Source organism: Citrobacter freundii ATCC 8090 = MTCC 1658 = NBRC 12681, assembly GCF_011064845.1.
Classification (GTDB): Bacteria; Pseudomonadota; Gammaproteobacteria; order Enterobacterales; family Enterobacteriaceae; genus Citrobacter; species Citrobacter freundii.
Genome location: NZ_CP049015.1, coordinates 2780563 through 2806837 on the forward strand (window position 1 = coordinate 2780563; position 26275 = coordinate 2806837).

The following is a 26275-nucleotide window of genomic DNA, read 5'->3' on the forward strand; positions in this document are numbered from 1 at the left end:
TTTAATTCATGTGAATAGTTAAGCCGATCGCCGCGTTCCCTCTTACACTATGCGCAGTTATAACATCGTTACTGGAAAGCCCAGTCGCCCTGTAGGAGTATTATCGTGATTAGTCTATTCGACATGTTTAAGGTGGGGATTGGTCCCTCATCTTCCCATACCGTAGGGCCTATGAAGGCGGGTAAACAGTTCGTCGATGACCTGGTCGAAAAAGGATTACTGGACAGCGTTACTCGTGTCGCCGTCGACGTGTATGGTTCACTGTCGCTCACGGGTAAAGGTCACCACACCGATATCGCCATTATTATGGGTCTGGCGGGCAATGAGCCTGCTACCGTGGATATTGATAGCATCCCCGGATTTATCCGCGACGTAGAAACGCGTGGACGCCTGCTGCTTGCGCAGGGTCAGCACGAAGTGGATTTCCCGCAGAATGACGGGATGCGTTTTCACAACGGCAACCTGCCGCTGCATGAAAACGGAATGCAGATCCATGCGTACAATGGCGAAACCGTCATTTATAGCAAAACCTACTACTCAATCGGCGGTGGATTCATCGTTGATGAAGAACATTTTGGTCAGGATGCCTCGGGCGAGGTCAGCGTGCCTTATCCGTTCAAATCCGCCACTGAAATGCTGGAATATTGCAACAGCACCGGCCTGTCTCTCTCTGGCATGGCAATGCAGAACGAACTTGCGCTGCACAGCAAAAAAGAGATTGAAGAGTACTTTGGCCACGTCTGGCAAACCATGCAGGCCTGTATCGATCGTGGCATGAACACCGAAGGTGTGTTGCCGGGTCCGCTGCGCGTTCCTCGTCGTGCTTCAGCTCTGCGTCGTATGCTGGTTTCCAGCGATAAACTGTCCAACGATCCAATGAACGTGATCGACTGGGTGAACATGTTTGCGTTGGCCGTTAACGAAGAAAACGCCGCGGGCGGTCGCGTAGTGACAGCGCCAACCAACGGTGCCTGCGGTATCGTGCCTGCGGTACTGGCCTATTACGATCATTTCATTGAGTCCGTTAGCCCGGATATCTATACCCGCTATTTCCTGGCGGCCGGTGCGATTGGCGCGTTGTACAAAATGAACGCCTCTATCTCCGGTGCAGAAGTAGGTTGTCAGGGTGAAGTGGGCGTAGCCTGCTCCATGGCTGCCGCGGGTCTGGCTGAACTGTTAGGCGCAAGCCCGGAGCAGGTGTGTGTTGCTGCTGAAATCGGCATGGAACATAACCTCGGGTTAACCTGCGATCCGGTTGCCGGTCAGGTACAGGTTCCGTGCATTGAGCGTAACGCAATTGCTTCAGTGAAGGCGATCAACGCTGCGCGTATGGCAATGCGCCGTACCAGCGCGCCGCGCGTCTCGCTGGATAAAGTCATTGAGACTATGTACGAAACGGGTAAAGACATGAACGCCAAATACCGCGAAACGTCACGCGGTGGCCTGGCGATCAAAGTTCAATGTGACTAATACTTAATTTTCGCCCATCTGCAACGGATGGGCGAATTTGCCCCCTCTCCCTCGTCTACTGTAATTTTCCCCACTACACTTGCTCTGTTGCTGTTGGCTTCTGTGACCAACGGCTTATCGGGCGGCCCGCATGCAAACAGCACAACGGATCATTAAAAATTATCGCCGGAATCGCTTAATCGTCTGCACAGTATGTGCACTACTGACGCTCATCCTCACATTAACTGTCCGATTTATTTCGGAGCGTAATTTAAATCACCGAAATATCGTCACCTTTGCCAACCATGCTGTAGAAGAACTGGATGACGTGCTTTTACCCTTGCAGACCGGACGGGATGTATTGCTGCCGTTGATTGGCCTCCCCTGCTCAGTGGCGCGTTTACCCTTAAGCAAACATGCCGCAAGGTTGCAAACGGTGCGTTCTATTAATCTGATTCAAAGCGGGATCCTCTATTGCTCCAGCATTTTTGGTTATCGTAATGTTCCCATTAGTCAACTGCAGCCCGAATTACCCAGCAGGGAACCGCAACTGCTGCTGTCTACCGACCATTCGTTGATTAAAGGCAGTCCGATTCTGACTCAGTGGTATCCGTCCTCTGCCGATGGTGAAGATGGCGTGCTGGAAATCGTCAATATTGACTTATTGTCGTCTATGTTGCTTGAACCCCAGCCGCCGCAGATCACCGATGCCAGCTTAACCGTTGGTAATCGGCATCTACTGTATGATCAAGGTGTTGTCGATACTCTGCCTAAGCTAAATGATGAAAAACGCTACCAGCTTTCATCTCAACATTTCCCGTTTACCATCAGCGTCACCGGCCCCGGTCCCAGTGAGTTGGCGGTAAAACACCTGCCAACACAGCTGCCGCTGGCGGTGATCCTAAGTTTATTAGTGGGTTATCTGGCATGGCTGGCTACCGCCAGCAGAATGAGTTTCTCATGGGAGATTAATCTGGCCCTTGCTGCTCGGGAATTCGAACTATTTTGCCAGCCGCTGCTTAATGCGCAAACCCAGCAATGCATGGGCGTGGAAATCCTTTTACGCTGGAATAACCCACGCCAGGGTTGGATCTCTCCGGAAGTGTTTATTCCCATTGCTGAGGAGCACAACCTGATTGTGCCGCTTACCCGTCATGTCATCGCAGAAACCATTCAGCAACGACACGTTTTCCCGATGAGCAGCCAGTTTCATATTGGGATTAATGTCGCCGCCAGCCATTTTCGTAATGGCACGTTGCTAAAAGATCTTAATCAATACTGGTTCAGCCAGCACCCAATCCAGCAATTGGTTATCGAACTGACCGAACGCGATGCGTTACTGGATGTGGATTATCGGGTCGTACGCGAATTAAATCGGCTTGGCGTAAAACTGGCGATTGATGATTTCGGCACCGGCAATAGCTCGCTCTCCTGGCTGGAAAAACTCCGCCCGGATGTGCTGAAGATCGATAAATCATTTACTTCGGCAATAGGAACAGACGCCGTGAACTCAACCGTCACAGACATTATTATCGCTTTGGGGAAAAAATTGAATATCGAACTGGTGGCGGAAGGCGTTGAGACACAGGCGCAAGCTCAGCATTTGCGCCGACACGGCGTACATTTATTGCAAGGTTTTCTGTATGCCAAGCCAATGCCGCTGCGCGATTTTCCAAAATGGCTGGCGGGCAGCACGCCGCCACCCACCCGGCATAACGGGAGACACAGTATGCCCGTCATGCCGTTTCGCTAAACCCGGTTACTCGTCTTCGTCGTGAGCGGGTTGTTCTTTAACAATGCGAACTAAATCCACACGATAGTCATTCGCTTCGACAATCGTAATGCTCAGCGGTGCGACCTCGATAACATCACCTACACGAGGAATATGGCCGTTAGCCGCAATGACTAAACCTGCCACCGTAGCGATGTCTTCGTCTTCATTCACTAACGTATCCACGTCCAGCGCCTGTTGCAACGCATGCAGATCGGTACCGCCTTTGACCAACCAACCGCCTGCATCAGCTATAATTTCAGGCGTTTCATCGGCATCAGGGAATTCACCGGCGATGGCTTCTAATACATCCAGCGGCGTGACCAGACCCTGTACTACGCCAAACTCGTTAGTGACGATAACGAAGCTACCGCGGGCACGACGCAGAACGCCTAACAGATTGATCGGGTCCAGCGTTTCCGGAACAACAATAGCCGGAGAGGCAGAGGCAATCGCCGCCACATCCACACCGTCTTCCAGCGCCACCAGCAGCTCTTTAGCACGCACGATACCGATGATTTCATCCAGTTCGCCACGGCATACCGGGAACAGGCTATGAGGTGACGAAAGCAACTGCTCGCGAATTTCCTCCACGCTCAGGTCTGCATCAACCCAGCTAATCTCCCCACGAGGCGTCATAATGCCGCGTAATGAACGCGACGCCAAAGAGAGGACGCCGTTGATCATATAGCGTTCTTCTTCTACAAATGCGCCTTCCAGGACGGGAACCGGTACCGGATTGTCGGATTCCATCTGCACGCTGGCCTGACGTTTACCGCCCATCAGACGGAGAATCGCATCGGCAGTACGAGCACGCAATGGCAGCGTCGACTGGTGACGAATAAAGTTACGACGGGCAATCTGGTTAAACAGCTCAATGATGATTGAGAAACCAATCGCCGCATACAGATAGCCTTTCGGAATGTGGAAGCCAAACCCTTCGGCAACCAGACTCAGACCAATCATCAACAGGAAGCTCAGACACAGCACCACCACCGTCGGGTGTTGGTTCACAAATCGGGTCAACGGCTTAGAGGCCAACAGCATCACGGCCATGGCAATCACTACTGCCGCCATCATCACTGGCAGATGGTTGACCATACCGACCGCCGTAATCACAGCATCCAGCGAGAACACTGCATCGAGGATGACAATCTGCGTTACGACAACCCAAAAGCTCGCATACCCTTTCGTCTGCCCGGTATCATGTTCACGGTTTTCCAGCCGCTCATGCAGCTCTGTCGTAGCCTTGAACAAGAGGAAGATCCCCCCCAGCAGCATAATCAGATCGCGCCCCGAGAACGCATAGTCCATTACCGTGAACAGCGGCTTTGTCAACGTCACCATCCACGAAATCACGGACAACAGGCCCAGACGCATAATCAGTGCCAGTGACAAACCGATTAAACGCGCTTTATCTCGCTGTTTCGGCGGCAGCTTATCAGCCAGGATCGCAATGAAGACCAGGTTATCAATACCCAGAACAATTTCAAGAACGACAAGCGTGAGCAAACCCACCCAAATCTGCGGGTCCATTAATAATTCCATGACAAGCTCCTGCTTAAGGAATGACCAAACTGCGCGCTGAGGATCTCAGGCGTTAAAGCGATATGCAGAGAAAATTTGTGGCAAAAAGTGCCAATCTGACAGGCTTGATACGGCCTGAAGGTGAAATGACGTCGGTGACGATCCATATGGTGGGCTACTGCCCTATACTCCTGAGTAATTAAACAGATGCTAAACATAACAGAGAGAAGCGGTTTTTAGCAAAGATTTACCTTCCTTTGCAATAAGTTGTTTCGGAGATATTTTACCCTTCGAAATTTCTTTTAATCGGAAGTTAAATTACGGATCTTCATCACATAAAATATTTTTTTCGATATCTAAAATAATTCACGAAAATCATAGGTTTTTCTTTGTAACCCTTATCTGAATCGATTCGATTGCGGACGACGATTCAAATACATCTTCACGTTGATGTGTTAACGATAATAAAGGAGGTAGCAAGTGACCATTGCTATTGTAATAGGCACACATGGTTGGGCTGCAGAGCAGTTACTTAAGACGGCAGAAATGCTGTTAGGCGAGCAGGAAAATGTCGGCTGGATAGATTTCGTTCCAGGCGAAAATGCCGAAACGCTGATCGAAAAGTACAACGCTCAGTTGGCAAAACTCGATACCAGTAAAGGCGTGCTGTTTCTCGTTGACACATGGGGAGGCAGCCCGTTTAACGCTGCAAGCCGCATTGTCGTCGATAAAGAGCATTACGAAGTTATCGCCGGTGTGAACATTCCCATGCTGGTTGAAACCTTCATGGCGCGTGATGACAACCCAAGCTTTGATGAATTAGTGGCACTGGCCGTTGAAACTGGTAGCGAAGGCGTGAAAGCGCTGAAAGCCAAACCGGTTGAGAAAGCCGCTCCTGCCCCAGTAGCAGCACCCAAAGCAGCAGCTCCCGCCAAACCGATGGGTCCGAACGATTATATGCAGATCGGCCTGGCGCGTATTGATGACCGTTTAATCCATGGTCAGGTGGCAACTCGCTGGACCAAAGAAACCAACGTAACACGCATTATCGTCGTCAGTGATGAAGTTGCCGCCGATACCGTGCGTAAAACGCTGCTGACTCAGGTAGCACCTCCGGGTGTGACAGCGCATGTGGTTGATGTCGCGAAAATGATCCGCGTCTACAACAACCCTAAATATGCAGGTGAGCGTGTGATGCTGTTGTTCACCAACCCAACCGACGTAGAACGTATCGTTGAAGGTGGTGTGAAAATTACCTCCGTAAACATTGGCGGTATGGCTTTCCGTCAGGGTAAAACGCAGGTAAACAACGCAATTTCTGTCGATGACAAAGACATCGAAGCCTTCAAGAAACTCAACGAACGCGGTATTGAGCTTGAGGCACGTAAGGTTTCTACCGATCAGAAACTGAAAATGATGGATTTGATTGCCAAGGTGAAATAATTCCCTGGCATTTACTTAGTTTTCACACTTAAGTCTGTATAGCAATAGGAGAAGTACAATGGAGATTACCACTCTTCAGATTGTGCTGGTGTTCATCGTCGCATGTATCGCGGGTATGGAGTCGGTACTCGATGAATTTCAGTTCCACCGCCCGTTGGTGGCCTGTACGCTGATTGGTGCCGTTCTCGGGGACATGAAAACCGGTATTATCATCGGTGGTACCCTGGAAATGATCGCCCTGGGCTGGATGAACATCGGTGCTGCGGTTGCACCAGATGCGGCACTGGCCTCAATTATCTCTACCGTTCTGGTTATCGCAGGTCACCAAAGCATTGGTGCCGGTATCGCGCTGGCTATCCCACTGGCAGCCGCAGGCCAGGTACTGACCATTATCGTTCGTACTATCACCGTAGCATTCCAGCACGCAGCGGATAAGGCGGCCGAAAACGGTAACCTGACGGCACTCTCCTGGCTGCATGTATCCTCTCTGTTCCTGCAGGCTATGCGTATCGCTATCCCAGCGGTAATCGTAGCGATTTCTGTTGGTACCAGTGAAGTTCAGAGCATGCTTAACGCCATTCCGGAAGTCGTGACTGGCGGTCTGAACATCGCAGGCGGTATGATCGTGGTGGTTGGTTATGCGATGGTCATCAACATGATGCGCGCAGGCTACCTGATGCCATTCTTCTACCTCGGCTTCGTCACCGCGGCATTTACTAACTTCAACTTGGTTGCTCTGGGTGTGATTGGCGCAGTAATGGCGATCCTCTACATTCAGCTGAGCCCGAAATATAACCGCGTAGCCGGTGCACCTGCTGCGGCGGCTGGCAATAACGATCTCGATAACGAACTGGACTAGCAGGTGAGCGAAATGGTTGATATGACTAAAACTACCACCGAGAAAAAACTCACTCCGAGTGACATTCGTGGCGTGTTCATTCGTTCTAACCTGTTTCAGGGTTCATGGAACTTCGAACGTATGCAGGCGCTGGGTTTCTGTTTCTCCATGGTGCCGGCTATCCGCCGCTTGTACCCGGAAAACAACGACGCACGTAAGCAAGCGATTAAGCGTCACCTGGAATTCTTTAACACCCATCCGTACGTAGCGGCTCCAGTACTGGGCGTTACGCTGGCGATGGAAGAACAGCGTGCAAACGGCGCAGAGATTGACGATGGTGCCATCAACGGTATCAAAGTTGGTCTGATGGGTCCGCTGGCAGGCGTCGGCGACCCGATCTTCTGGGGTACCGTTCGCCCAGTATTCGCCGCGCTCGGCGCAGGTATCGCGATGAGCGGCAGCCTGCTGGGGCCATTGCTGTTCTTCGTTCTGTTTAACCTGGTTCGTCTGGCAACCCGTTATTACGGTGTGGCATATGGCTACCGTAAAGGTGTCGATATCGTTAAAGATATGGGCGGCGGCTTCCTGCAGAAACTGACTGAGGGGGCGTCAATCCTCGGCCTGTTTGTCATGGGGGCATTGGTTAACAAGTGGACGCACGTAAACATTCCACTGGTGGTTTCTACTATCACCGGTCAGGATGGTCAGACTCGTGTTACCACTGTGCAGACTATCCTTGACCAGCTGATGCCGGGTCTGGTTCCTCTGCTGCTGACATTCGCCTGTATGTGGCTGTTGCGTAAGAAAGTGAACCCGCTGTGGATCATCGTTGGCTTCTTCGTCATCGGTATCGCGGGCTACGCTGTCGGACTGCTCGGCCTGTAAAACTGTTGTACATCACCGGGGGCTTGCCCCCGGTTTTTCTATTTAGAGGGTTGAGGATTCATGACTATCACGGACCTGGTGCTGGTTCTATTTATCTTTTCGCTGCTGGCGTATGCCATTTACGATCAGTTCATCATGCCCCGCCGTAATGGCCCTACTCTGCTTACTGTCGCCCTGCTTCCCCGCAGCAGAGTCGACAGTGTTATCTTCCTTGGCCTGGTAGCTATTCTTATCTACAACAACATCACCAGCCACGGCGCGCAATTTACCACATGGTTATTATGTGCACTGGTATTGATGGGTTTGTATCTGTTCTGGATCCGTACGCCAAAAATCATCTTCAAGCAGAAAGGCTTTTTCTTCGCCAACGTCTGGATTGAATATAACCGCATTAAAGAGATGAATTTATCTGAAGACGGTGTATTGGTGATGCAATTAGAACATCGAAGATTGTTGATTCGCGTACGAAATATAGACGATCTTGAGAGAATATATAAACTATTAATTTCAAATCAATAGCTTATAAATATAGCCTGAACTATATTTTTATATATCAGTGTAAAAGCAAACATAGCCAAGGCTATATTTTATTGTCCTCAATGTTATTTATTTTAACGTTTTATTTATAAAAAAATCTAAATGAAAATCGTTTTCAACTAGAAGTCAAATATTATTTCTGCGTTTCTTGTTTTATATTCTCAAAATATGTTAAGGTTGCGCCCGTCGTTGGGGAGTAGCCGATTTCCAGACTCCGGAAATGTACGTGTCAACATACTCGTTGAAAAACGTGGCGCGTACGGACTGAGCTTACAGGTTCAGTCAGGCGAGACCATAGGCACATCAACTGCAATGCATATTTGAATGGCGCTGTATTTACAGTGATTCCAGCCTGTATGCATGGTTACTGGGGGCAGTGATGTGTTTTATGGATACCCCGGTCAGGACGCTGTTATGAATCTCACCGCTACCGTTCTTCTCGCTTTCGGCATGTCGATGGATGCTTTCGCCGCATCAATTGGCAAAGGCGCCACCCTGCATAAACCCAAATTTTCTGAAGCATTGCGCACCGGACTGATATTCGGCGCAGTTGAAACGCTTACGCCACTGATTGGCTGGGGCATGGGGATGCTGGCCAGCAAATTCGTGCTGGAGTGGAACCATTGGATCGCCTTCATTCTGCTGATCTTTTTAGGTGGGCGAATGATAATCGAAGGTTTTCGCGACAACGGCGATGAAGAGGAAGAACCGCAGCGCCGCCACGGTTTCTGGCTGCTGGTTACCACCGCCATTGCCACCAGTCTCGACGCAATGGCCGTCGGGGTGGGTCTGGCTTTCCTGCAGGTCAACATTATTGCCACAGCGCTGGCCATCGGCTGCGCCACATTGATTATGTCCACGCTCGGCATGATGATTGGTCGTTTCATTGGCCCAATGCTGGGCAAACGAGCTGAAATTTTGGGTGGGGTGGTGCTGATTGGTATCGGTGCCCAGATCCTCTGGGCACACTTCCACGGTTAATTCAGACGCTGCCAGACATGAATACTAAAGTCGGTCTGGCAGTCAAACGTCGTTTTCCCCGCTAACGTTTCCCACACTTCCGGCTTTGCCCGCCAGGCGAACGGCGTCATTTGCAGTAACGCAACGGCCTCGCTGCCCTGAAGCTGCATCTGATATCCCAGCGCAATGCTCTGTTGCAGAACAAAACCGTCCAGTTGCTCAGTATGGGGCGCATGCAAACGCACCTCATCATAAATCAGCCCTTTCAGTTCCATTAAATGGCGTGGTCCCGGCGTGGCGGTGATCACCCATCCACCCGGTTTAACCACGCGAGCCAGCTCTTGCGCTTTACAGGGCGCATAGATCCGGATGATGGCATCCATTGACTCGTCTGCGAACGGCAGACGATGGCTGGAGGCAACGCAAAAGATCACCTGCGGATAGCGTCTGGCTGCGGCTTTAATTGCCACTTTGGATACGTCAAGACCAAAGGTTGTACAGCCCGCCAGCGCGTCGGCAAACGCATGGGTGTAATACCCTTCCCCACAGCCAATATCCAGGATCGCTGCATCTTCTGAATTCGACTTTTCTTTAAGCACATTCACAATCGCATCACGCAACGGTTGATAGTGCCCAGCATCAAGAAATGCCCGTCTGGCTTGCATCATTTCAGCGCTATCACCCGGATCGCGCGACCGCTTATGCTGAACCGGCAGTAAGTTGACATACCCTTCTTTCGCCACGTCAAACTGGTGCCGCCCGGGGCAGACAAAACTGTTATTCGCTTGAGTAAGAGGCTGGTGGCAAAGAGGACAGGAAAACGACATGACAACTCCGGCAGGTGACTTAAGGGCGCAAGTGTAACGCGAATTGCGCCCTGGGAAAATAACTTACAGCGACGGCGAGGATACGTTGCTGCCGTGCATCACCAGCAGATGATCAGAGTCGGCAGGCATACCATCCGGTTTAACGTTCTCCAGACGCAGGACATCACCCATTATCTGGCTGAAGACAGGCGCAGAGACAGCCCCACCATAATAAGCACCGTTTTGCGGATTATTGATGACGACCACCAGTGCAAATTTCGGGTCGCTCGCTGGCGCAACGCCTGCCGTGTAGGCCACGTATTTATCGACATACTTACCGTCATCACCAATTTTCTTTGCCGTTCCTGTTTTAACCGCTACGCGATAATCTCTGACCGCGGCTTTAGTTCCCCCACCACCGGGTAACGCGACGCTTTCCATCATATGTTCAACCTGGTGAACCAGCGCCTCTGGCATCACTCTGGTACCGATTACCGGCGGGTCAATACGGGTAATCGAAAGGGGTCGATAGATACCAAAACTACCAATGGTTGCATATACGTGCGCCAACTGCAGCGGCGTTACCATTAATCCATAGCCGAATGCAAAGGTCGCGCGATCCAAATCGCTCCAGTAGCGGCGTTGAGGCATTAAACCGCTACTTTCACCGGTTAATCCCAGTCCGGTTGGATCGCCAAAACCAAAGCTCTTATAGGTATCCAGCAACTTTTGAACAGGCATAGCCAGTGAAAGGTGCGACACGCCGGTATCGCTCGATTTCTGCAAAATTCCGGTCAACGACAGCTCCGGGTAAAATCCGACGTCGCGAATGCGATGTCCATCAAGGTAAAAAGGATGGGTATCAATCACGCTGTCCGGTTGTACTATCCCCTGCTGGAGCGCAGTCATGATCACCAGCGGTTTAACGGTTGAACCGGGTTCAAACGTATCGCTTATCGCACGGTTACGAAAATCATCCAGTACCGCGCCGTCACGGTTATTGGGGTTGAAGTCAGGAAAGCTCGCCATGGACAGTATTTCACCGGTAGCAATGTTGACCAGCACTGCGGCTCCTGATTCCGCTTTATTCCACGTAACGGCATTGTCCAACGCATCTTCAGTGACCGTCTGCAGGCGCTCATCGATGCTGAGCTGTAATTGGTGTGCAGGAACAGGCGTAACTTCGGTGATATTCTCGATTACATGGCCAAATTTGTCTTTACGTACCAGACGGGAGCCAGGTTTACCCATCAACTGGTTATTAAAGCTTTTTTCCAGCCCTTCAATGCCTTGTCCATCAATGTTGGTAAAACCTATGAGATTCGCCGCTACGTGGCCTGCAGGATAGAACCGGCGGGATTCCTCACGCAGGTTAATGCCCGGGAGATTAAGATCATCGACCCACTCAGCCTGCTGAGGGGAAATTTGTCGTGCCAGGTAAATAAAACGTCCGCCAGGATTACTGTTAACGCGTTCCGCCAGCGTACTCAGTGACAGATGCAGAGCCCTTGCCAGAGCTTGCCACCGTTCGTTATAACCCACGCCTCCCTTGCTGATGATGGTCTTAGGATCGGCCCATACGGCGTTAACCGGAACACTTACCGCCAGCGGGCGCCCTTCTCTGTCGGTAATCATCCCGCGCGGCGAGGCAATAGTTACCTCACGTAATGAACGCATGTCTTCCTGTTTCACCAGACTCGTCGGCGTGACAATTTGCAGCCATGCAACCCGACCCAGCAGCAATCCCAGACTCAATAATATTGCCACACAAAGCAGGGCAAAACGTACGGGAGTAAAATTGCGCGCGTCGCCGTCGTTTTTCTTTTTCACCTGAACTCCAGCAAGATAGTTTTTCAGGTGTCTGATTTAACGAGAAATGTCGTAAGAAAGCGGGGAAAACTATGCTACGAACATCACGCCTTTGCAACAAAGCGCTAATGGAAGGGCATTTAGAAATATTTAGACGTATTTTGCATTAAAAAGCCCCGCATAGGCGAGGCTTTATATCTGAGATGGTTGCGCATATGCGCTTCAAATCAGTGGTGTCGATCAGATAGCTGTTACGTTAACAGCAGCCGGACCTTTCTGGCCGTCCTGAATTTCGAACTCAACGTTCTGGCCTTCAGCCAGAGTTTTGAAGCCGTTACCCTGGATAGCGGAGAAGTGTACGAACACGTCTTTGCTGCCATCAGCCGGAGTAATGAAACCAAAACCTTTAGACTCGTTGAACCACTTAACTTGACCTTTAATCTTTGCCATTTGCAAAATTCCTTAGAGTATTTTCTTCGCCCGCAGGCATAACATAGATAAAACTGAGACATTACTAACATCGGGGTGTACTAAGGAAGGTGCGAACAAGTTCCTGATATGAGATCATCATATTCATCCGGAGCGCATCCCAGAGGGACATCATGAGCCATCAACTCACCTTCGCCGATAGTGAATTCAGCACTAAGCGCCGTCAGACCCGAAAAGAGATTTTCCTCTCCCGCATGGAGCAGATTCTGCCATGGCAGAATATGACCGCTGTCATCGAGCCGTTTTATCCCAAGGCGGGCAATGGCCGACGGCCCTATCCGCTGGAGACCATGCTGCGTATTCACTGCATGCAGCATTGGTACAACCTGAGCGACGGTGCCATGGAAGATGCCCTGTACGAAATCGCCTCCATGCGCCTGTTTGCCCGATTATCCCTGGATAGCGCCCTGCCGGATCGCACCACCATCATGAATTTCCGCCACCTGCTCGAGCAGCATCAACTGGCCCGTCAATTGTTCAAGACCATCAATCGCTGGCTGGCCGAAGCAGGCGTCATGATGACCCAAGGCACTTTGGTGGATGCCACCATCATTGAGGCACCCAGCTCTACCAAGAACAAAGAGCAGCAACGCGATCCGGAGATGCATCAGACCAAGAAAGGCAATCAGTGGCACTTTGGCATGAAGGCCCACATTGGTGTCGATGCCAAGAGTGGCCTGACCCACAGCCTAGTCACCACCGCGGCCAACGAGCATGACCTCAATCAGCTGGGTAATCTGCTTCATGGAGAGGAGCAATTTGTCTCAGCCGATGCCGGCTACCAAGGAGCGCCACAGCGCGAGGAGCTGGCCGAGGTGGATGTGGACTGGCTGATCGCCGAGCGTCCCGGCAAGGTAAAAACCTTGAAGCAGCATCCGCGCAAGAACAAAACGGCCATCAACATCGAATACATGAAAGCCAGCATCCGTGCCAAGGTGGAGCACCCGTTTCGCATCATCAAGCGGCAGTTCGGCTTCGTGAAAGCCAGATACAAGGGGCTGCTGAAAAACGATAACCAACTGGCGATGTTATTCACCCTGGCCAACCTGTTTCGGGTGGACCAAATGATACGTCAGTGGGAGAGATCTCAGTAAAAACCGGAAATAACGCCAGAAATGGTGGAAAAAATAGCCTAAATAGGCTGATTCGATGTGTTTGCGGGAAAAAAATCGGCCCAGATCCGCGAAATTTTAATCAGCGAGTCAGCTTGGGAAGAAATGACCTGCTTATTCGCACCTTCCCTAATCAACGGGGAGCAGGTCAGTACCTCGTTTAACCCAAAACGTGTTATCACATACAACGTTAATAATGGCAAGCCATTTTTAAACGTGTCTCGATCGGTCGCACAAATCCTGTCGTTCATCAAACAGCAACTGCACAGTTATGCGCCACACCGAGTAGTGTTATATTCCCGCCGCTCGCCCCATCCCCCGCCAGGCTTGCACCATAGCCGGGACATTTCTACCATAGCTCAATAGCTTCGGTTGTTCCAGATTAGCTGTTACAGGGTGTGCTGAATATCATTTTTTATGCTTAGTAATGCATAAAATGTCACAAGCGTAAAAATGAGATCTGCCTTCTGCTTTTGCACCAAAATAATGAAAGAATGATGACAATGCACAAAAAAAGTAAGAGAAACGTTTCGCTGTTAATAAAACGATCACTATCACAAAAATGACATAATCATATTTTTATCGTATGGGAAATTATATTTATATCAGACCGGGGATAAGATATTAATTGGCTGGAGCATCTGAAAATACTGAGTTAACACGAGAATCAGGGTGCTAATTACACGACATGTGCAGAAGAAAATAATCTGGCATGTTGGCGACAGGATGAAACATCTGAGAACGTAAGTAACAGATCCTCACCCTGTCATACCGTTTTTACCGCTCAGCTACCAGGCGGATGATGTCATCATCTTCGTCCTTCGCTGTGACCACAGCAGGCTCTGCCGCTTTTTCAGGTTCGTTAGCTTCGCAAAGGCGACGGAGCAATGCGTTCTGTCTTTTTTGCTGATCTAACAATGCTTCAAGCAGCTCAATCTGCTCATTAGTACGCGAACTTGCCCTATTGACGAAAAACCACAGTACAAGCCCGACAACCAGAATCACCACCGATACAGCCAAAGACGCCAAACTCAACGCGCCAGAATTCAAAACTTCGTTCATTTCACCACCTCAATGTAGACAGCGTAGTTTACCACTGCCGCACAAGAAGGTAATCAACTGTGGCAAAAATGCGCTTACCAGGGAATAAATTTATTAATGGCACAAATACCGCTGAAAAATTGTACATCCTGATCGCACATGATGTTGAACACTTGCGCCCACATCAGTATGCATACCAGCACGACAACTATCAGCACTACCCAGCGAATTTTTTTCACTCCAGCTCCACTCTTCGAATCAACATCTTATGCCTATAAATTATCATGCGTTACCTAAACCCAGCGTTAACTGTATCGGCATTCAATCTTTTTAGGAATGATTCACTTGTTTCATCCCATGTACAGGCTAATCTAATAATAACGAGAAAAGATAAGAGGTTGTAATGCGTCTGATAATCCGCGCTATTGTGTTGTTAGCTCTGGTTTGGATCGGTTTATTACTGAGCGGCTACGGAATTTTGATTGGAAGTAAGGAGAATGCAGCAGGCCTGGGCTTGCAATGCCAGTATCTGACCGCACGCGGAACCAGCACCGCGCAATACGTCCACACAGACAGCGGTATCATTGGCCTGTCGGATTGTCCCTTGTTAAGAAAAAGCACAGTCATTATTGATAACGGTTAATATAGCAGCAATACATCCGCTACGTTATTTGCACCAACTAACGTTATGACTGTTCATAAAAAACCCCAGATACAAAAATACCTGGGGTTTTTACCTTGACGCTATTACATCAGATTAGAACGGATAGTCGTTATAACCCATTTGTTCTGAAATTTTACGCGCAGCCGTATGCAGCATCGCCACATACTCGTGCAAACGTTCTTCTGAGAAACGCAGCGTCGGGAATGAAATACTCAAGCCTGCAATCACTACACCGAAACGGTCAAACACAGGTACACCGATGCAGCGCAGACCTTCTTCCTGTTCTTCGTTATCTTCACCGTAGCCCTGCTCGCGTACTTTATCCAGCAATACCAGCAGCTCATCAGTATTGGTAATAGTACGGTCGGTGCTGCGCTTGTACTCGATACCATCCAGAATCTGCTTCACTTCATCGCGGTCACGCCATGCCAGCAAAACTTTACCGATAGCTGTGCTGTACAGCGGATTACGGCGACCTACGCGAGAATACATGCGCAGATTGTACATAGAGTCGATTTTATGGATGTAGACGATGCTGTCTTCATCCAGTGCACCAAGGTGCACTGTCTCTTTGGTCAGGCGCGAAAGTTCGCGCATCTGAATATCAGCGCTACGGATAAGATCGACGTTTTGTAACGCGCGAGCACCCAGCTCGAATAGTTTCAGGGTCAGTGAGTATTTCTCAGACTCCCCTTCTTGTGCCACATAACCCAGCGTTTTCATGGTCTGCAAAAAGCGATAAACGGTGCTTTTTGACATCATGACGCGTTGCGACAACTCGGTAATACCAATTTCGCGCTCTTCACCCAGCGCCTGCAGAATGCCAAAAACCTTCAGCACGGAAGATACAGAATCGGGTTGTTTATCCAGATCTGCGATTGCCATTTATCACCCCTTTCGAGTGTTTTATAAAAATCAGAACCGGTTTTTATTATAATTTCACGTATCAGCCCTCGCAATCGCTCTTTGCTTACTTAGTTACAAATCTGCGACCTAACGCCTGAATATCAATGCTAAAATTATTATTCTCATCATAAATTCCAACAGTATTGACTTCCTATGGAAAAAACTCAGACCGATGGTCTGCCATTGCCCCAGCGATATGGCGCAATTTTAACCATTGTTATTGGCATCTCTATGGCAGTACTCGACGGCGCAATAGCAAACGTTGCCCTCCCCACTATCGCCACCGATCTTCAGGCCTCACCCGCCAGCTCAATCTGGATTGTGAACGCCTACCAAATTGCGATCGTTGTTTCGCTGTTATCGCTCTCTTTTTTAGGTGATATGTTTGGCTACCGACGCATTTATAAGTGTGGTCTGGTCGTGTTTCTGTTGGCATCGCTGTTTTGTGCCTTGTCAGACTCGCTGCATATGCTGACGTTAGCGCGCGTGGCTCAGGGGTTTGGCGGCGCGGCGCTGATGAGCGTTAATACGGCATTGATCCGACTCATTTATCCTCAGCGCCAGCTTGGCCGCGGGATGGGTATTAACTCCTTTATCGTGGCTGTATCCTCGGCAGCGGGTCCGACTATTGCGGCGGCAATTCTTTCTATTGCCTCGTGGAAATGGCTATTTCTGATTAACGTTCCATTGGGGATCATCGCCCTGCTGCTGGCTATGCGTTTTTTGCCACCCAATTCATCACGTAGCAATAAACCGCGCTTTGATCTGCCCAGCGCAATAATGAACGCCTTAACATTCGGTTTGTTGATCACGGCACTCAGCGGATTTGCGCAGGGACAGTCACTAAAACTGATTGGTGCTGAACTTGTGGGGCTTCTCGTGGTAGGTTTTTTCTTTATCCGCCGCCAGCTCGCATTGCCAGTACCGTTATTACCGGTTGATCTACTACGCATTCCGCTGTTTTCACTCTCTATTTGCACCTCAATCTGTTCATTCAGCGCACAAATGCTGGCGATGGTTTCACTGCCCTTTTTTATGCAAACGGTTCTCGGACGCAGCGAAGTTGAAACGGGCCTGCTGCTGACGCCGTGGCCGCTGGCAACCATGGTGATGGCCCCACTGGCGGGATATTTGATTGAACGTGTTCATGCAGGTCTGCTTGGCGCGCTGGGCATGGCAGTAATGGCGTGTGGGCTGTTTTCGCTGGTGTTACTGCCCGCATCACCTTCCGATTTTAATATCATCTGGCCAATGATTTTGTGTGGTGCGGGTTTTGGCTTGTTCCAGTCACCGAATAATCACACCATCATCACCTCCGCGCCGCGCGATCGTAGCGGAGGCGCGAGCGGTATGCTGGGAACGGCGCGCTTACTGGGTCAAAGTACCGGGGCCGCACTGGTTGCGCTGATGCTAAATCAGTTTGGTGACAGTGGAACGCACATCTCGCTGATAACAGCGGGCATTCTGGCTTCGCTGGCCGCAATCGTGAGTGGCTTACGTATTACACAACCGCGGGTTCAGTCATAAAAAAAGCGCGTCTGTCGACGCGCTTTTTGTTGTTGTCTGCTGCAGATTATTTCAGGTACTCACCGCTGCGCAGCGCTTCAATACGTTTGTCCAACGGGGGGTGAGTCATAAACAGCTCACTCAACGATTTGGATTTACCATTGATGCAGAACGCCATCATACTGGTCGCTTCCTGCGGCTCATAGCTGGTTTTCAGGCGCTGCAGCGCGGCGATCATTTTTTCACGACCCACCAGTTTTGCAGAACCGGCATCCGCATGGAATTCACGATGACGTGAGAACCACATGGTAATGATGCTCGCCAGAATACCAAACACCAGTTCCAGCACAGTCGCCACCGCAAAGTAGATCAACGGGTTACCGTTGCTACCCTCACCCTCATCACGGTTCCCGCCCATAAAGCCAGCGGCAATTTGCGCCAGAATACGTGAGATAAAGATAACGAAGGTGTTTACTACCCCCTGAATGAGCGTCATGGTCACCATATCGCCATTGGCAATGTGGCTGATCTCATGCGCGATAACCGCTTCGGCTTCATCCGGGCTCATGTTTTGCAACAGGCCAGTACTTACAGCCACCAGCGAGGCATCCCGGCGGGCACCGGTCGCAAACGCGTTAATATCTGGCGCGTGGTAGATTGCAACCTGTGGCATAGCGATCCCGGCCTGGCGGGCCTGATTCGCAACTGTATTCATCAGCCAGCGTTCTCTTTCATTGCGAGGCTGTTCGATCACTTCCCCGCCAACGGACTTTAACGCCATCCATTTGGACATCAGCAGCGAAATGAAGGAACCACCAAAACCAAACAGCAGTGCCATGATCAACAAGCCTTGAACGCTGCTTGACTGGATCCCTGTCAGGCTCAATACCAGCCCGAAAACGACCATCACAGCCAGGTTCGTCAGCAGGAAGAGCGCGATTCGCATCATAATTTTCTTTTAACCTCAATTTAACAAAACGCACTATGCGATTACCCATATCGTATGGGTCTTATGACTATTTTCAAGCATCCATAGGTGCTAAGTCACCAGAAAGACACAACTTTACATTTTATCGTATCAGGCTGACGTCTTCATGCACTTGTTAAAAAAACAGGCACAATTTCTTGTGCCTGTTCGAGGTTATTGACTGGTTGCGGGCTGTTCCGCTGGCTTCTCTTTCTCAAGATGCGCCAGGTCGAGCGCGATTTTTACCGTTTCATCCAGGTACGGATCCGGCTCCTGGTAATCCTTCGGCAGATCGTCCAGTTTCTTCAATGGCGGTTTGCCTTCACGTTTAAACCGATCGTTGATACGCGCCAGACGCATTGCGTCATCTTCGTTATTCTCTTTTTCACGCTGAGCGTAATTCAGAGAAGCGATGTTGCGCTTATCCTTCATCGCATTGAAACGCGCAATGTCCTTCATGATGTACTGGAACTCAGGATCGTTCGCAATACGTGCATTGTGCTCTTTCAGCAATTCAGGTCCGAACGGCGTCAGATTATCTGACTTAGTGTAGGTCGCAGCATCAATGCTGTCCCACGGCAGTGCGTTATCTTCAAATTTCTCGCCGGTTTCAGTTTCTTCATTACCTGTCGGCATGATGATATCCGGCGTAACGCCCTTACGCTGCGTGCTGCCACCGTTTACGCGGTAGAATTTCTGGATCGTGTACTGAACAGAACCCAGCGCTGGCCATTCCGGACGCAGCATCTGATCGTAAATACGGTTCAGGGAGCGATACTGCTGGACGGTGCCTTTCCCAAAGGTCGGTTCACCAACGATCAACGCTCGGCCATAATCCTGCATTGCCGCAGCGAAAATCTCTGATGCTGAGGCGCTGAAGCGATCGACCAATACCACCAGCGGGCCTTTGTAGTACACAACGCCGTCGGTATCGCTGTCTTCACGCACTTTACCGTTATTATCACGAACCTGAACCACCGGGCCGGAAGGAATGAACAGACCGGAAAGCGAAACCGCTTCAGTCAGTGCTCCACCACCGTTGGTACGCAGATCGATGATAATACTGCTGACATTTTGTTTTTCCAGTTTCTGCAGTTGGACTTTGACATCATCAGTCAGGCCTACATAGAAGCCAGGAATATCCAGTACGCCAACTTTTTCTTTGCCAACGGTTTTCACGGACATTTTCACGGCGCGGTCTTCGAGACGAATACGTTCACGCGTTAGCGTCACGGTGCGCGTCTTGGTACCTTTACCGGCAGGCAGAATTTCAAGGCGTACCTTGCTGCCTTTAGGTCCTTTGATCAGTGCCACGACGTCATCCAGACGCCAGCCAATCACATCGACCATGCCCTTGCCCGTCTGCCCGACGCCGACAATACGATCGCCAACGCTGATCGACTTGCTCTTGGCTGCCGGACCACCTGCCACCATGGAGTTAATGACGGTGTAGTCATCATCCATTTGCAGAACCGCGCCAATACCTTCCAAAGACAAGCTCATTTCAGTATTGAACTGCTCGGTATTGCGCGGAGAGAGATAGTTAGTATGCGGGTCGATTTCACGGGCGAACGCTGTCATCGCCAGTGAGAACACATCTTCGCTGTTGGTCTGCGCCAGACGGCGAATCGCAAATTTGTAGCGGCGCGTAAGCGTTTCGCGAATTTCCGCATCGGTTTTACCGGTCAGCTTCAGGCTGAGTTCGTCAAATTTAACCTTACCGTCCCACAGCGCATTAAGCTCTGCTTCGCTCTTCGGCCACGGCGCTTTGCTTCGGTCGAGGTTAAACGTGTCGTTACCGGTAAAATCCATCGGACGTGCCAGTACGCTTAATGCGTACTGATAACGTTCAAATCGGCGTTTTTGCGCCAGATTATAGAGATCGTAAAAGACATCCAGCTTGCCGGTGCGTAGTTCATCGCCGAGGACCGTTTTCTTTTTTGCATACTGTTCGATATCGCTCGCCAACAGCACATTGTGGCTGTAGTCGAGCAAATTCAAATAGCGGTCAAAAATTTTTGCCGAAAACGCCTGATCCAGATCGAACTGGCGATAGTGTGATCGCGTAAAACGCGACGTCACACGTTCGCTTACCGTCGCATGCTGGGTTTCTTCCTTTAAAACGGGGATCTGATCGGCACGCGTGATGTCTTCCACAGCAAGTGCCTGGCCTGCTAATGCAAGCAGACCAGCTAACGCAGTAAGCCTAAAAAAAGTGTTCATGCCAGGCCTGGCCTCCGTTTCAGAACACCAGGTGTTCTGCGCGTACAATCAAAGACATACCCGAATTCAGCTGTACACGGACGCCATCTTTGGTGATTTCTAATACGGTGGCATCCATCGCATTATTTCCTGCTTTCACCTTCAGAGACTGCCCTACCGTCAGTACTGAAATATCAGATACCGGGGTATGCTGTTCTTCGCGAGGAGCACGCGGTGCTTTTGCTGCTGGTTTTTCAGCGCGAGGTTTACGCTCTGCACCTTCTTTACGACGCGGTGCAGGACGCGGCTTACGCTCGCGACGCGGTGCGCCTTCTTTTTCACCGGCAGCAGCTGCCGCTTCGCGTTTTTTCGCCTGTTGCTCTGCGCGTTGCGCCTGAACACGGGCTTTAGCTTCTTCCAGCTGTTTGCGCGCATGTTCAACATGTTGTTCATCCAGCTCACCACAAGGGTTGCCGTCGAGATCAACACGCGTTGCGCCCAATTTAACGCCGTACAGATAGCGCCAGCTTGAAGTATAGAGACGTAAGGCAGAACGGAGCTGAGTCTTGCTGAGGTTCATTTCGCCCTCAACACGCTCTACCAGATCCTGAAAAATGCCAATTTTCAGTGGGCGCGCTTCGCCTTCCGCACTAAAACACTGCGGGAAGCGTTCGGCCAGAAACGCGATGACTTCTTTACTACTATTCAACTTAGGTTGATTTTCCATGAAATTTCCTGATTACAACGGACGTAGCCAACAAGCGCAGGCATGAACAGGCGACATTATAATGACGTCATCAGTAATTGCTACGTTATCCGTTGATTATCCTGCGACGTGCGCAAAGAATTTTTTGTAATCCGTCGTTGCAAGCACGGTTTCAAGTTGTGCCACCAGTGTACGCAGACCTTGTTCATCTTCCTCAGTAAAGCGGCCAAACGCCGTGCTATCGATATCCAGCACGCCGATTATCTGATTTTCGACGGTGATTGGCAGGACGATTTCAGCGTTGCTGGCGGCATCACAAGCAATGTGCCCATCAAAAGCATGTACGTCCTCAATACGCTGAACCTGGTTCTGCGCCACTGCTGTACCGCACACACCACGCCCTACCGGGATCCGCACGCAGGCAATTTTGCCCTGGAAGGGACCAAGCACCAGCGTATCGTCCTCAAGCAGGTAAAAACCGGCCCAATTCACTTCTGCAAGACGCTCGTACAACAATGCGCTGGTATTCGCCAGCGTTGCCAGAAAACTGGTTTCACCTGCCATCAATGCCTGAAAATCACGGTTCAGATCCGTGTATAGCTCTATTTTGTTCATTATGTAATCACTTAGTTGTCTTACTTAAAACTGCAGCCTACTAAAATAAACATTAAATGCGTTAATGCTCAAGATCATTCCCGTCATGAGTTAAGATAACATTACTTCAACAATTTGATTCGCGATACATGGCCTTAACGACACCACGCATCACGCCAACTAAAAAAATAGCCATCAGGTCCATCGGTGAGGCACTACCTCGTGCACATTATCATCGCTGCCCTGAATGTGACCTGATATTTAGCTTGCCTAAAATGCGTTCGCACCAAAGTGCCTTTTGCCCACGCTGCCAGGCAAAAATTCGTGACGGACGCGACTGGTCATTAACGCGACTGGCGGCAATGGCTTTCACCATGTTGCTGCTGATGCCCTTTGCCTGGGGAGAGCCACTCCTGCACATCTATTTATTAGGCGTGCGCATTGATGCCAATGTTATGCAAGGCATCTGGCAAATGACCCGACAAGGTGACCCCCTCACTGCTTCTTTCGTGCTTTTTTGCGTCGCTGGCGCGCCGCTAATTCTCGTGACCTCAATTGCTTATCTGTGGTTTGGCAATATTCTTGGGATGAACCTGCGCCCGGTGCTGCTGATGCTGGAAAGGCTCAAAGAGTGGGTGATGCTCGATATCTATCTTGTGGGCATTGGCGTCGCGTCAATCAAAGTTCAGGACTATGCATTTTTGCAACCCGGTGTGGGGCTGTTTGCTTTTATTGCGCTGGTGATCCTCAGTATTTTGACGCTGTCGCACCTCAACGTAGAGCAGCTTTGGGACCGATTTTACCCGCAAAGACCAGCCCGTCGCCCTGATGAAAAGCTCCGCGTCTGCCTCGGTTGTCACTTTACAGGTTATCCGGACGCTCGGGGTCGCTGCCCTCGTTGCCATATCCCGCTGCGCTGGCGCAGGAATCAAAGTATCCAAAAGTGTTGGGCGGCGCTACTGGCCTCGATTGTCCTGCTTTTGCCTGCTAATCTGCTGCCCATCTCGGTAATTTATGTCAACGGTGGTAGGCAGGAAGACACTATCCTGTCAGGCATAATGTCTTTGGCAAACAGCAACGTCGGCGTGGCGGCGATCGTTTTTATCGCCAGTATTCTGGTGCCATTCACCAAAGTGATTGTGATGTTTACGTTGCTCATCAGCATCCATTTTAACTGCGAGCAAGGATTGCGTACCCGCATAAAACTGCTGCGTATGGTGACCTGGATTGGTCGCTGGTCGATGCTGGATCTCTTTGTTATCGCTTTAACCATGTCGCTGATTAATCGCGATCAGATACTTGCTTTTACTATGGGACCGGCTGCGTTTTATTTCGGCGCGGCGGTAATATTGACTATTCTTGCTGTGGAATGGCTGGACAGCCGCTTACTTTGGGATGCACATGAGTCAGGAAACGCCCGCTTCGCAGACTGAAGCGCAGATTAAAACAAAACGCCGTATCTCTCCGTTCTGGCTGCTGCCGTTCATTGCACTGATGATCGCAGGATGGCTTATCTGGGGAAGCTATGAAGATCGCGGCAATACCGTAACCATTGACTTCATGTCCGCGGACGGCATTGTACCAGGACGCACGCCCGTTCGTTATCAGGGCGTTGAAGTGGGCACGGTGCAGGATATCAACCTCAGCAAAGATCTGCGTAAAATTGAAGTCCGCGTCAGCATCAAATCGAGCATGAAAGATGCACTGCGCAAAGATACCCAGTTCTGGCTGGTCACGCCGAAAGCGTCACTGGCCGGAGTTTCGGGTCTGGATGCATTGGTTGGTGGTAACTATATCGGCATGATGCCCGGAACCGGCGAGGAAGAAGATCATTTCGTTGCCCTCGACACGCAGCCCAAATACCGTCTGGATAATGGCGATTTGATGCTGCATCTGCGGGCGCCTGACCTCGGTTCGCTCAATAGCGGTTCGCTGGTTTATTTCCGTAAGATTCCGGTGGGCCGGGTGTATGACTACACTATCAACCCCAACAATCAGGGCGTAACTATCGACGTGCTGATTGAACGTCGGTTTACCAATCTGGTGAAAAAAGGCAGCCGCTTCTGGAACGTCTCCGGTGTGAATGCGGATGTCAGTCTCAGCGGCGCGAAGATCAAACTGGAGAGTCTGGCCGCGCTGGTCAATGGCGCCATTGCTTTTGATTCGCCTGAAGACTCAAAACCCGCCGCAGCCGACGACACTTTTGGTTTATATCAGGATCTCGCGCACAGCCAGCGCGGGGTGATCGTCAAGCTTGACTTACCCAGCGGGGACGGACTCAAAGCTGGCTCAACATCGCTGATGTATCAAGGATTACAAGTCGGCCAACTCACCAAACTGGATTTAAATCCAGGCGGTAAAGTGACTGGAGAAATGACGGTCGACCCCAGCGTCGTAACGCTGCTGCGCGACAACACGCGGATTGAATTACACAGCCCTAAATTATCGTTAAACGATGCCAATCTCAGCTCACTGCTGACGGGTAAAACGTTTGAACTGGTCCCCGGCGAAGGCGAGCCGCGTAGCCAGTTTGTGGTTATCCCCGCAGAGAAGTCGTTGTTACACGATCCAGGGGTCATGACATTTACGCTCACCGCACCGGAAAGTTACGGTATTGATGCTGGCCAGCCGCTGATTCTCCACGGCGTACAGGTCGGTCAGGTGATTGAGCGCACGCTTTCCAGCAAAGGCGTTTCATTTACCGTTGCCATCGAACCGCAGCATCGTGACCTGGTGCAAGGTGACAGTAAGTTCGTGGTCAACAGTCGCGTGGACGTCAAAGTCGGACTTGATGGCGTGGAGTTCCTTGGCGCCAGCGCCAGCGAGTGGCTCAGCGGCGGCATTCGCATTTTGCCCGGAACGAAGGGGGAAATGAAAAAAAGCTACCCGCTGTATGCCAACCTGGAAAAAGCGATTGAAAACAGCCTGAGCGATCTGCCAACCACCACGGTCAGCCTGAGCGCCGAAACGCTGCCTGATGTGCAGGCCGGCTCGGTGGTTCTATACCGCAAATTCGAGGTCGGTGAAGTGATCAGCGTTCGTCCTCGCGCCGATGCATTTGATATCGATCTGCATATTAAACCGGAATATCGCAACCTGTTGACCAGCAACAGCGTGTTCTGGGCCGAAGGCGGAGCAAAAGTTCAGCTTAACGGCAGCGGATTAACCGTACAGGCATCTCCCCTTTCACGCGCGCTTAAAGGGGCAATTAGCTTCGATAATTTAAGCGGTGCCAGCGCCAGCCAACGCAAAGGCGACAAGCGCATTCTGTATGCTTCGGAAACCGCCGCGCGTGCGGTAGGCGGCCAGATAACGCTGCATGCGTTCGATGCAGGTAAACTCGCTGCTGGCATGCCGATTCGCTACCTGGGAATCGATATCGGCCAGATTCAGACGCTTGAGCTGATCACCGCCCGTAACGAAGTGCAGGCAAAAGCAGTTCTGTACCCGGAATACGTGCAGACCTTCGCGCGAAGCGGTACCCGTTTCTCCGTGATCACCCCGCAAATTTCGGCAGCTGGCGTGGAGCATCTGGATACAATCCTGCAGCCGTACATCAACGTTGAACCCGGACGCGGTAATCCGCGACGTGATTTTGAGCTGCAGGAAGCCACCATTACCGACTCTCGTTACCTCGATGGTCTGAGTATTGTGGTGGAAGCACCGGAAGCAGGTTCACTGAATATCGGAACCCCAGTTTTGTTCAGAGGTATTGAAGTGGGGACCGTCACCGGGCTGACGCTGGGCTCGCTTTCCGATCGTGTGATGGTTGCCATGCGCATTAGCCAGCGCTATCAGCATCTGGTGCGCAACAACTCCGTGTTCTGGCTGGCATCCGGCTACAATCTTGACTTCGGCCTGACGGGCGGTGTCGTGAAGACCGGTACCTTCAATCAGTTCATCCGCGGCGGCATCGCCTTCGCGACTCCACCAGGTACACCGCTGGCTCCTAAAGCGCAGGCAGGTAAACACTTCCTGTTGCTCGAAAGCGAACCGAAAGAGTGGCGTGAATGGGGAACAGCCCTGCCACGATAATCTCTCCACTTGCTCCGGCGTACTCGCG

General features: G+C 50.8%; 25 protein-coding genes. 13 read left to right on the forward strand and 12 right to left on the reverse strand.

Features of this window, described 5'->3' with window-relative positions; genetic code table 11:
- Positions 1 to 105 precede the first annotated feature (105 nt).
- Positions 106 to 1470 (forward strand): L-serine ammonia-lyase, encoded by a 1365-nt coding sequence (sdaA, locus tag G4551_RS13345; RefSeq protein ID WP_003020994.1) that lies wholly within the window; start codon positions 106 to 108, stop codon positions 1468 to 1470.
- A 130-nt stretch (positions 1471 to 1600) separates the two neighbouring features.
- Entirely contained in the window at positions 1601 to 3202 is a 1602-nt protein-coding gene (locus tag G4551_RS13350; RefSeq protein WP_003841621.1) for an EAL domain-containing protein, read from the forward strand.
- A 6-nt stretch (positions 3203 to 3208) separates the two neighbouring features.
- Here the strand turns inward: G4551_RS13350 and yoaE are convergent, their stop codons facing one another.
- Together yoaE and G4551_RS24065 are read right to left on the reverse strand one after the other, a co-directional pair.
- On the reverse strand, positions 3209 to 4768 hold the full coding sequence (yoaE, locus tag G4551_RS13355; RefSeq protein ID WP_003841622.1) for a CNNM family cation transport protein YoaE: 1560 nt from the start codon (positions 4766 to 4768) through the stop codon (positions 3209 to 3211).
- A complete protein-coding gene (locus tag G4551_RS24065) occupies positions 4756 to 4965 on the reverse strand; it encodes a protein YoaL (RefSeq protein WP_008785027.1) in 210 nt (69 codons plus the stop codon). Before G4551_RS24065 ends, yoaE begins: the two co-directional genes overlap by 13 nt.
- 262 nt (positions 4966 to 5227) lie before the next feature.
- On the opposite strand from G4551_RS24065, the gene manX reads away from it, so the two are divergent.
- The 5 genes from manX to mntP all read left to right on the forward strand — a co-directional run bounded on the left by manX (position 5228) and on the right by mntP (position 9431).
- Positions 5228 to 6190 carry a PTS mannose transporter subunit IIAB gene (manX, locus tag G4551_RS13360; RefSeq protein ID WP_003841624.1) on the forward strand — a complete coding sequence of 321 codons (963 nt, stop codon included), beginning with the start codon at positions 5228 to 5230 and terminating at the stop codon, positions 6188 to 6190.
- 58 nt (positions 6191 to 6248) lie between these two features.
- Positions 6249 to 7049: a PTS mannose/fructose/sorbose transporter subunit IIC gene (locus G4551_RS13365; protein WP_003021004.1), complete on the forward strand. Its 801-nt coding sequence runs from the start codon at positions 6249 to 6251 to the stop codon at positions 7047 to 7049.
- A 12-nt stretch (positions 7050 to 7061) separates the two neighbouring features.
- Entirely contained in the window at positions 7062 to 7913 is an 852-nt protein-coding gene (locus tag G4551_RS13370; RefSeq protein ID WP_008322630.1) for a PTS mannose transporter subunit IID, read from the forward strand.
- Positions 7914 to 7973: 60 nt separating this feature from the next.
- A complete protein-coding gene (locus G4551_RS13375; protein WP_003021010.1) occupies positions 7974 to 8432 on the forward strand; it encodes a DUF986 family protein in 459 nt (152 codons plus the stop codon).
- A 432-nt stretch (positions 8433 to 8864) separates the two neighbouring features.
- Entirely contained in the window at positions 8865 to 9431 is a 567-nt protein-coding gene (mntP, locus tag G4551_RS13380) for a manganese efflux pump MntP (protein WP_003021013.1), read from the forward strand.
- Here the strand turns inward: mntP and rlmA are convergent.
- The 3 genes from rlmA to cspE form a co-directional block, all read right to left on the reverse strand.
- Complete coding sequence (gene rlmA, locus G4551_RS13385) at positions 9428 to 10237, reverse strand: 23S rRNA (guanine(745)-N(1))-methyltransferase (protein WP_003841628.1); 810 nt, start codon at positions 10235 to 10237, stop codon at positions 9428 to 9430. The genes mntP and rlmA overlap by 4 nt on opposite strands.
- Before the next feature lie 63 nt (positions 10238 to 10300).
- A complete protein-coding gene (gene ftsI, locus G4551_RS13390; protein WP_003841630.1) occupies positions 10301 to 12046 on the reverse strand; it encodes a peptidoglycan glycosyltransferase FtsI in 1746 nt (581 codons plus the stop codon).
- Positions 12047 to 12265: 219 nt separating this feature from the next.
- Complete coding sequence (gene cspE / locus G4551_RS13395) at positions 12266 to 12475, reverse strand: transcription antiterminator/RNA stability regulator CspE (RefSeq protein ID WP_001062678.1); 210 nt, start codon at positions 12473 to 12475, stop codon at positions 12266 to 12268.
- A 152-nt stretch (positions 12476 to 12627) separates the two neighbouring features.
- Between cspE and G4551_RS13400 the strand changes: the two genes are divergently transcribed.
- Together G4551_RS13400 and G4551_RS24005 are read left to right on the forward strand one after the other, a co-directional pair.
- Positions 12628 to 13608 (forward strand): IS5-like element ISKpn26 family transposase, encoded by a 981-nt coding sequence (locus tag G4551_RS13400; protein WP_000019441.1) that lies wholly within the window; start codon positions 12628 to 12630, stop codon positions 13606 to 13608.
- The gene (locus G4551_RS24005; RefSeq protein WP_318240441.1) at positions 13590 to 13790 is read left to right on the forward strand and encodes a hypothetical protein; all 201 of its coding nucleotides are present in this window, start codon (positions 13590 to 13592) and stop codon (positions 13788 to 13790) included. Before G4551_RS13400 ends, G4551_RS24005 begins: the two co-directional genes overlap by 19 nt.
- A gap of 613 nt (positions 13791 to 14403) precedes the next feature.
- On the opposite strand, the gene G4551_RS13405 is transcribed toward G4551_RS24005, so the two are convergent.
- Entirely contained in the window at positions 14404 to 14688 is a 285-nt protein-coding gene (locus tag G4551_RS13405) for a YebO family protein (RefSeq protein ID WP_003841991.1), read from the reverse strand.
- A 74-nt stretch (positions 14689 to 14762) separates the two neighbouring features.
- Positions 14763 to 14906 carry a PhoP/PhoQ regulatory lipoprotein MgrB gene (gene mgrB / locus G4551_RS13410; RefSeq protein ID WP_003034977.1) on the reverse strand — a complete coding sequence of 48 codons (144 nt, stop codon included), beginning with the start codon at positions 14904 to 14906 and terminating at the stop codon, positions 14763 to 14765.
- A gap of 164 nt (positions 14907 to 15070) precedes the next feature.
- Here mgrB and G4551_RS13415 point away from each other — a divergent pair, with 164 nt between their 5' ends.
- Positions 15071 to 15310: a YobH family protein gene (locus G4551_RS13415; protein ID WP_003841988.1), complete on the forward strand. Its 240-nt coding sequence runs from the start codon at positions 15071 to 15073 to the stop codon at positions 15308 to 15310.
- A gap of 114 nt (positions 15311 to 15424) precedes the next feature.
- On the opposite strand, the gene kdgR is transcribed toward G4551_RS13415, so the two are convergent.
- Entirely contained in the window at positions 15425 to 16216 is a 792-nt protein-coding gene (kdgR, locus tag G4551_RS13420; RefSeq protein WP_003833778.1) for a DNA-binding transcriptional regulator KdgR, read from the reverse strand.
- Positions 16217 to 16390: 174 nt separating this feature from the next.
- Here kdgR and G4551_RS13425 point away from each other — a divergent pair, with 174 nt between their 5' ends.
- Positions 16391 to 17764 carry an MFS transporter gene (locus tag G4551_RS13425; RefSeq protein WP_003841986.1) on the forward strand — a complete coding sequence of 458 codons (1374 nt, stop codon included), beginning with the start codon at positions 16391 to 16393 and terminating at the stop codon, positions 17762 to 17764.
- A gap of 46 nt (positions 17765 to 17810) precedes the next feature.
- On the opposite strand, the gene htpX is transcribed toward G4551_RS13425, so the two are convergent.
- The 4 genes from htpX to G4551_RS13445 form a co-directional block, all read right to left on the reverse strand.
- Entirely contained in the window at positions 17811 to 18692 is an 882-nt protein-coding gene (gene htpX / locus G4551_RS13430) for a protease HtpX (protein WP_003034964.1), read from the reverse strand.
- A 192-nt stretch (positions 18693 to 18884) separates the two neighbouring features.
- On the reverse strand, positions 18885 to 20933 hold the full coding sequence (gene prc / locus G4551_RS13435; protein WP_003034960.1) for a carboxy terminal-processing peptidase: 2049 nt from the start codon (positions 20931 to 20933) through the stop codon (positions 18885 to 18887).
- Positions 20934 to 20952: 19 nt separating this feature from the next.
- Entirely contained in the window at positions 20953 to 21639 is a 687-nt protein-coding gene (gene proQ / locus G4551_RS13440; RefSeq protein WP_003034957.1) for an RNA chaperone ProQ, read from the reverse strand.
- Positions 21640 to 21735: 96 nt separating this feature from the next.
- Positions 21736 to 22233 (reverse strand): GAF domain-containing protein, encoded by a 498-nt coding sequence (locus tag G4551_RS13445; protein WP_003034953.1) that lies wholly within the window; start codon positions 22231 to 22233, stop codon positions 21736 to 21738.
- A gap of 128 nt (positions 22234 to 22361) precedes the next feature.
- Here G4551_RS13445 and yebS point away from each other — a divergent pair, with 128 nt between their 5' ends.
- Together yebS and G4551_RS13455 are read left to right on the forward strand one after the other, a co-directional pair.
- A complete protein-coding gene (gene yebS / locus G4551_RS13450; protein ID WP_003841983.1) occupies positions 22362 to 23645 on the forward strand; it encodes a membrane integrity lipid transport subunit YebS in 1284 nt (427 codons plus the stop codon).
- A complete protein-coding gene (locus G4551_RS13455; protein ID WP_003034947.1) occupies positions 23614 to 26247 on the forward strand; it encodes a PqiB family protein in 2634 nt (877 codons plus the stop codon). Before yebS ends, G4551_RS13455 begins: the two co-directional genes overlap by 32 nt.
- The last annotated feature ends 28 nt before the right edge of the window (positions 26248 to 26275 follow it).

Excerpts from the sequence above, each read along its gene's own strand:
- G4551_RS13350 (WP_003841621.1), top strand. The coding sequence starts at position 1,601 with ATGCAAACAGCACAACGGATCATTAAAAATTATCGCCGGAATCGCTTA.
- yoaE (WP_003841622.1), bottom strand. The coding sequence starts at position 4,768 with ATGGAATTATTAATGGACCCGCAGATTTGGGTGGGTTTGCTCACGCTT.
- G4551_RS24065 (WP_008785027.1), bottom strand. The coding sequence starts at position 4,965 with ATGTTTAGCATCTGTTTAATTACTCAGGAGTATAGGGCAGTAGCCCAC.
- G4551_RS13365 (WP_003021004.1), top strand. The coding sequence starts at position 6,249 with ATGGAGATTACCACTCTTCAGATTGTGCTGGTGTTCATCGTCGCATGT.
- G4551_RS13370 (WP_008322630.1), top strand. The coding sequence starts at position 7,062 with ATGGTTGATATGACTAAAACTACCACCGAGAAAAAACTCACTCCGAGT.
- G4551_RS13375 (WP_003021010.1), top strand. The coding sequence starts at position 7,974 with ATGACTATCACGGACCTGGTGCTGGTTCTATTTATCTTTTCGCTGCTG.
- mntP (WP_003021013.1), top strand. The coding sequence starts at position 8,865 with ATGAATCTCACCGCTACCGTTCTTCTCGCTTTCGGCATGTCGATGGAT.
- rlmA (WP_003841628.1), bottom strand. The coding sequence starts at position 10,237 with ATGTCGTTTTCCTGTCCTCTTTGCCACCAGCCTCTTACTCAAGCGAAT.
- cspE (WP_001062678.1), bottom strand. The coding sequence starts at position 12,475 with ATGGCAAAGATTAAAGGTCAAGTTAAGTGGTTCAACGAGTCTAAAGGT.
- G4551_RS13400 (WP_000019441.1), top strand. The coding sequence starts at position 12,628 with ATGAGCCATCAACTCACCTTCGCCGATAGTGAATTCAGCACTAAGCGC.
- G4551_RS13405 (WP_003841991.1), bottom strand. The coding sequence starts at position 14,688 with ATGAACGAAGTTTTGAATTCTGGCGCGTTGAGTTTGGCGTCTTTGGCT.
- G4551_RS13415 (WP_003841988.1), top strand. The coding sequence starts at position 15,071 with ATGCGTCTGATAATCCGCGCTATTGTGTTGTTAGCTCTGGTTTGGATC.
- kdgR (WP_003833778.1), bottom strand. The coding sequence starts at position 16,216 with ATGGCAATCGCAGATCTGGATAAACAACCCGATTCTGTATCTTCCGTG.
- G4551_RS13425 (WP_003841986.1), top strand. The coding sequence starts at position 16,391 with ATGGAAAAAACTCAGACCGATGGTCTGCCATTGCCCCAGCGATATGGC.
- htpX (WP_003034964.1), bottom strand. The coding sequence starts at position 18,692 with ATGATGCGAATCGCGCTCTTCCTGCTGACGAACCTGGCTGTGATGGTC.
- prc (WP_003034960.1), bottom strand. The coding sequence starts at position 20,933 with ATGAACACTTTTTTTAGGCTTACTGCGTTAGCTGGTCTGCTTGCATTA.
- proQ (WP_003034957.1), bottom strand. The coding sequence starts at position 21,639 with ATGGAAAATCAACCTAAGTTGAATAGTAGTAAAGAAGTCATCGCGTTT.
- G4551_RS13445 (WP_003034953.1), bottom strand. The coding sequence starts at position 22,233 with ATGAACAAAATAGAGCTATACACGGATCTGAACCGTGATTTTCAGGCA.
- yebS (WP_003841983.1), top strand. The coding sequence starts at position 22,362 with ATGGCCTTAACGACACCACGCATCACGCCAACTAAAAAAATAGCCATC.
- G4551_RS13455 (WP_003034947.1), top strand. The coding sequence starts at position 23,614 with ATGAGTCAGGAAACGCCCGCTTCGCAGACTGAAGCGCAGATTAAAACA.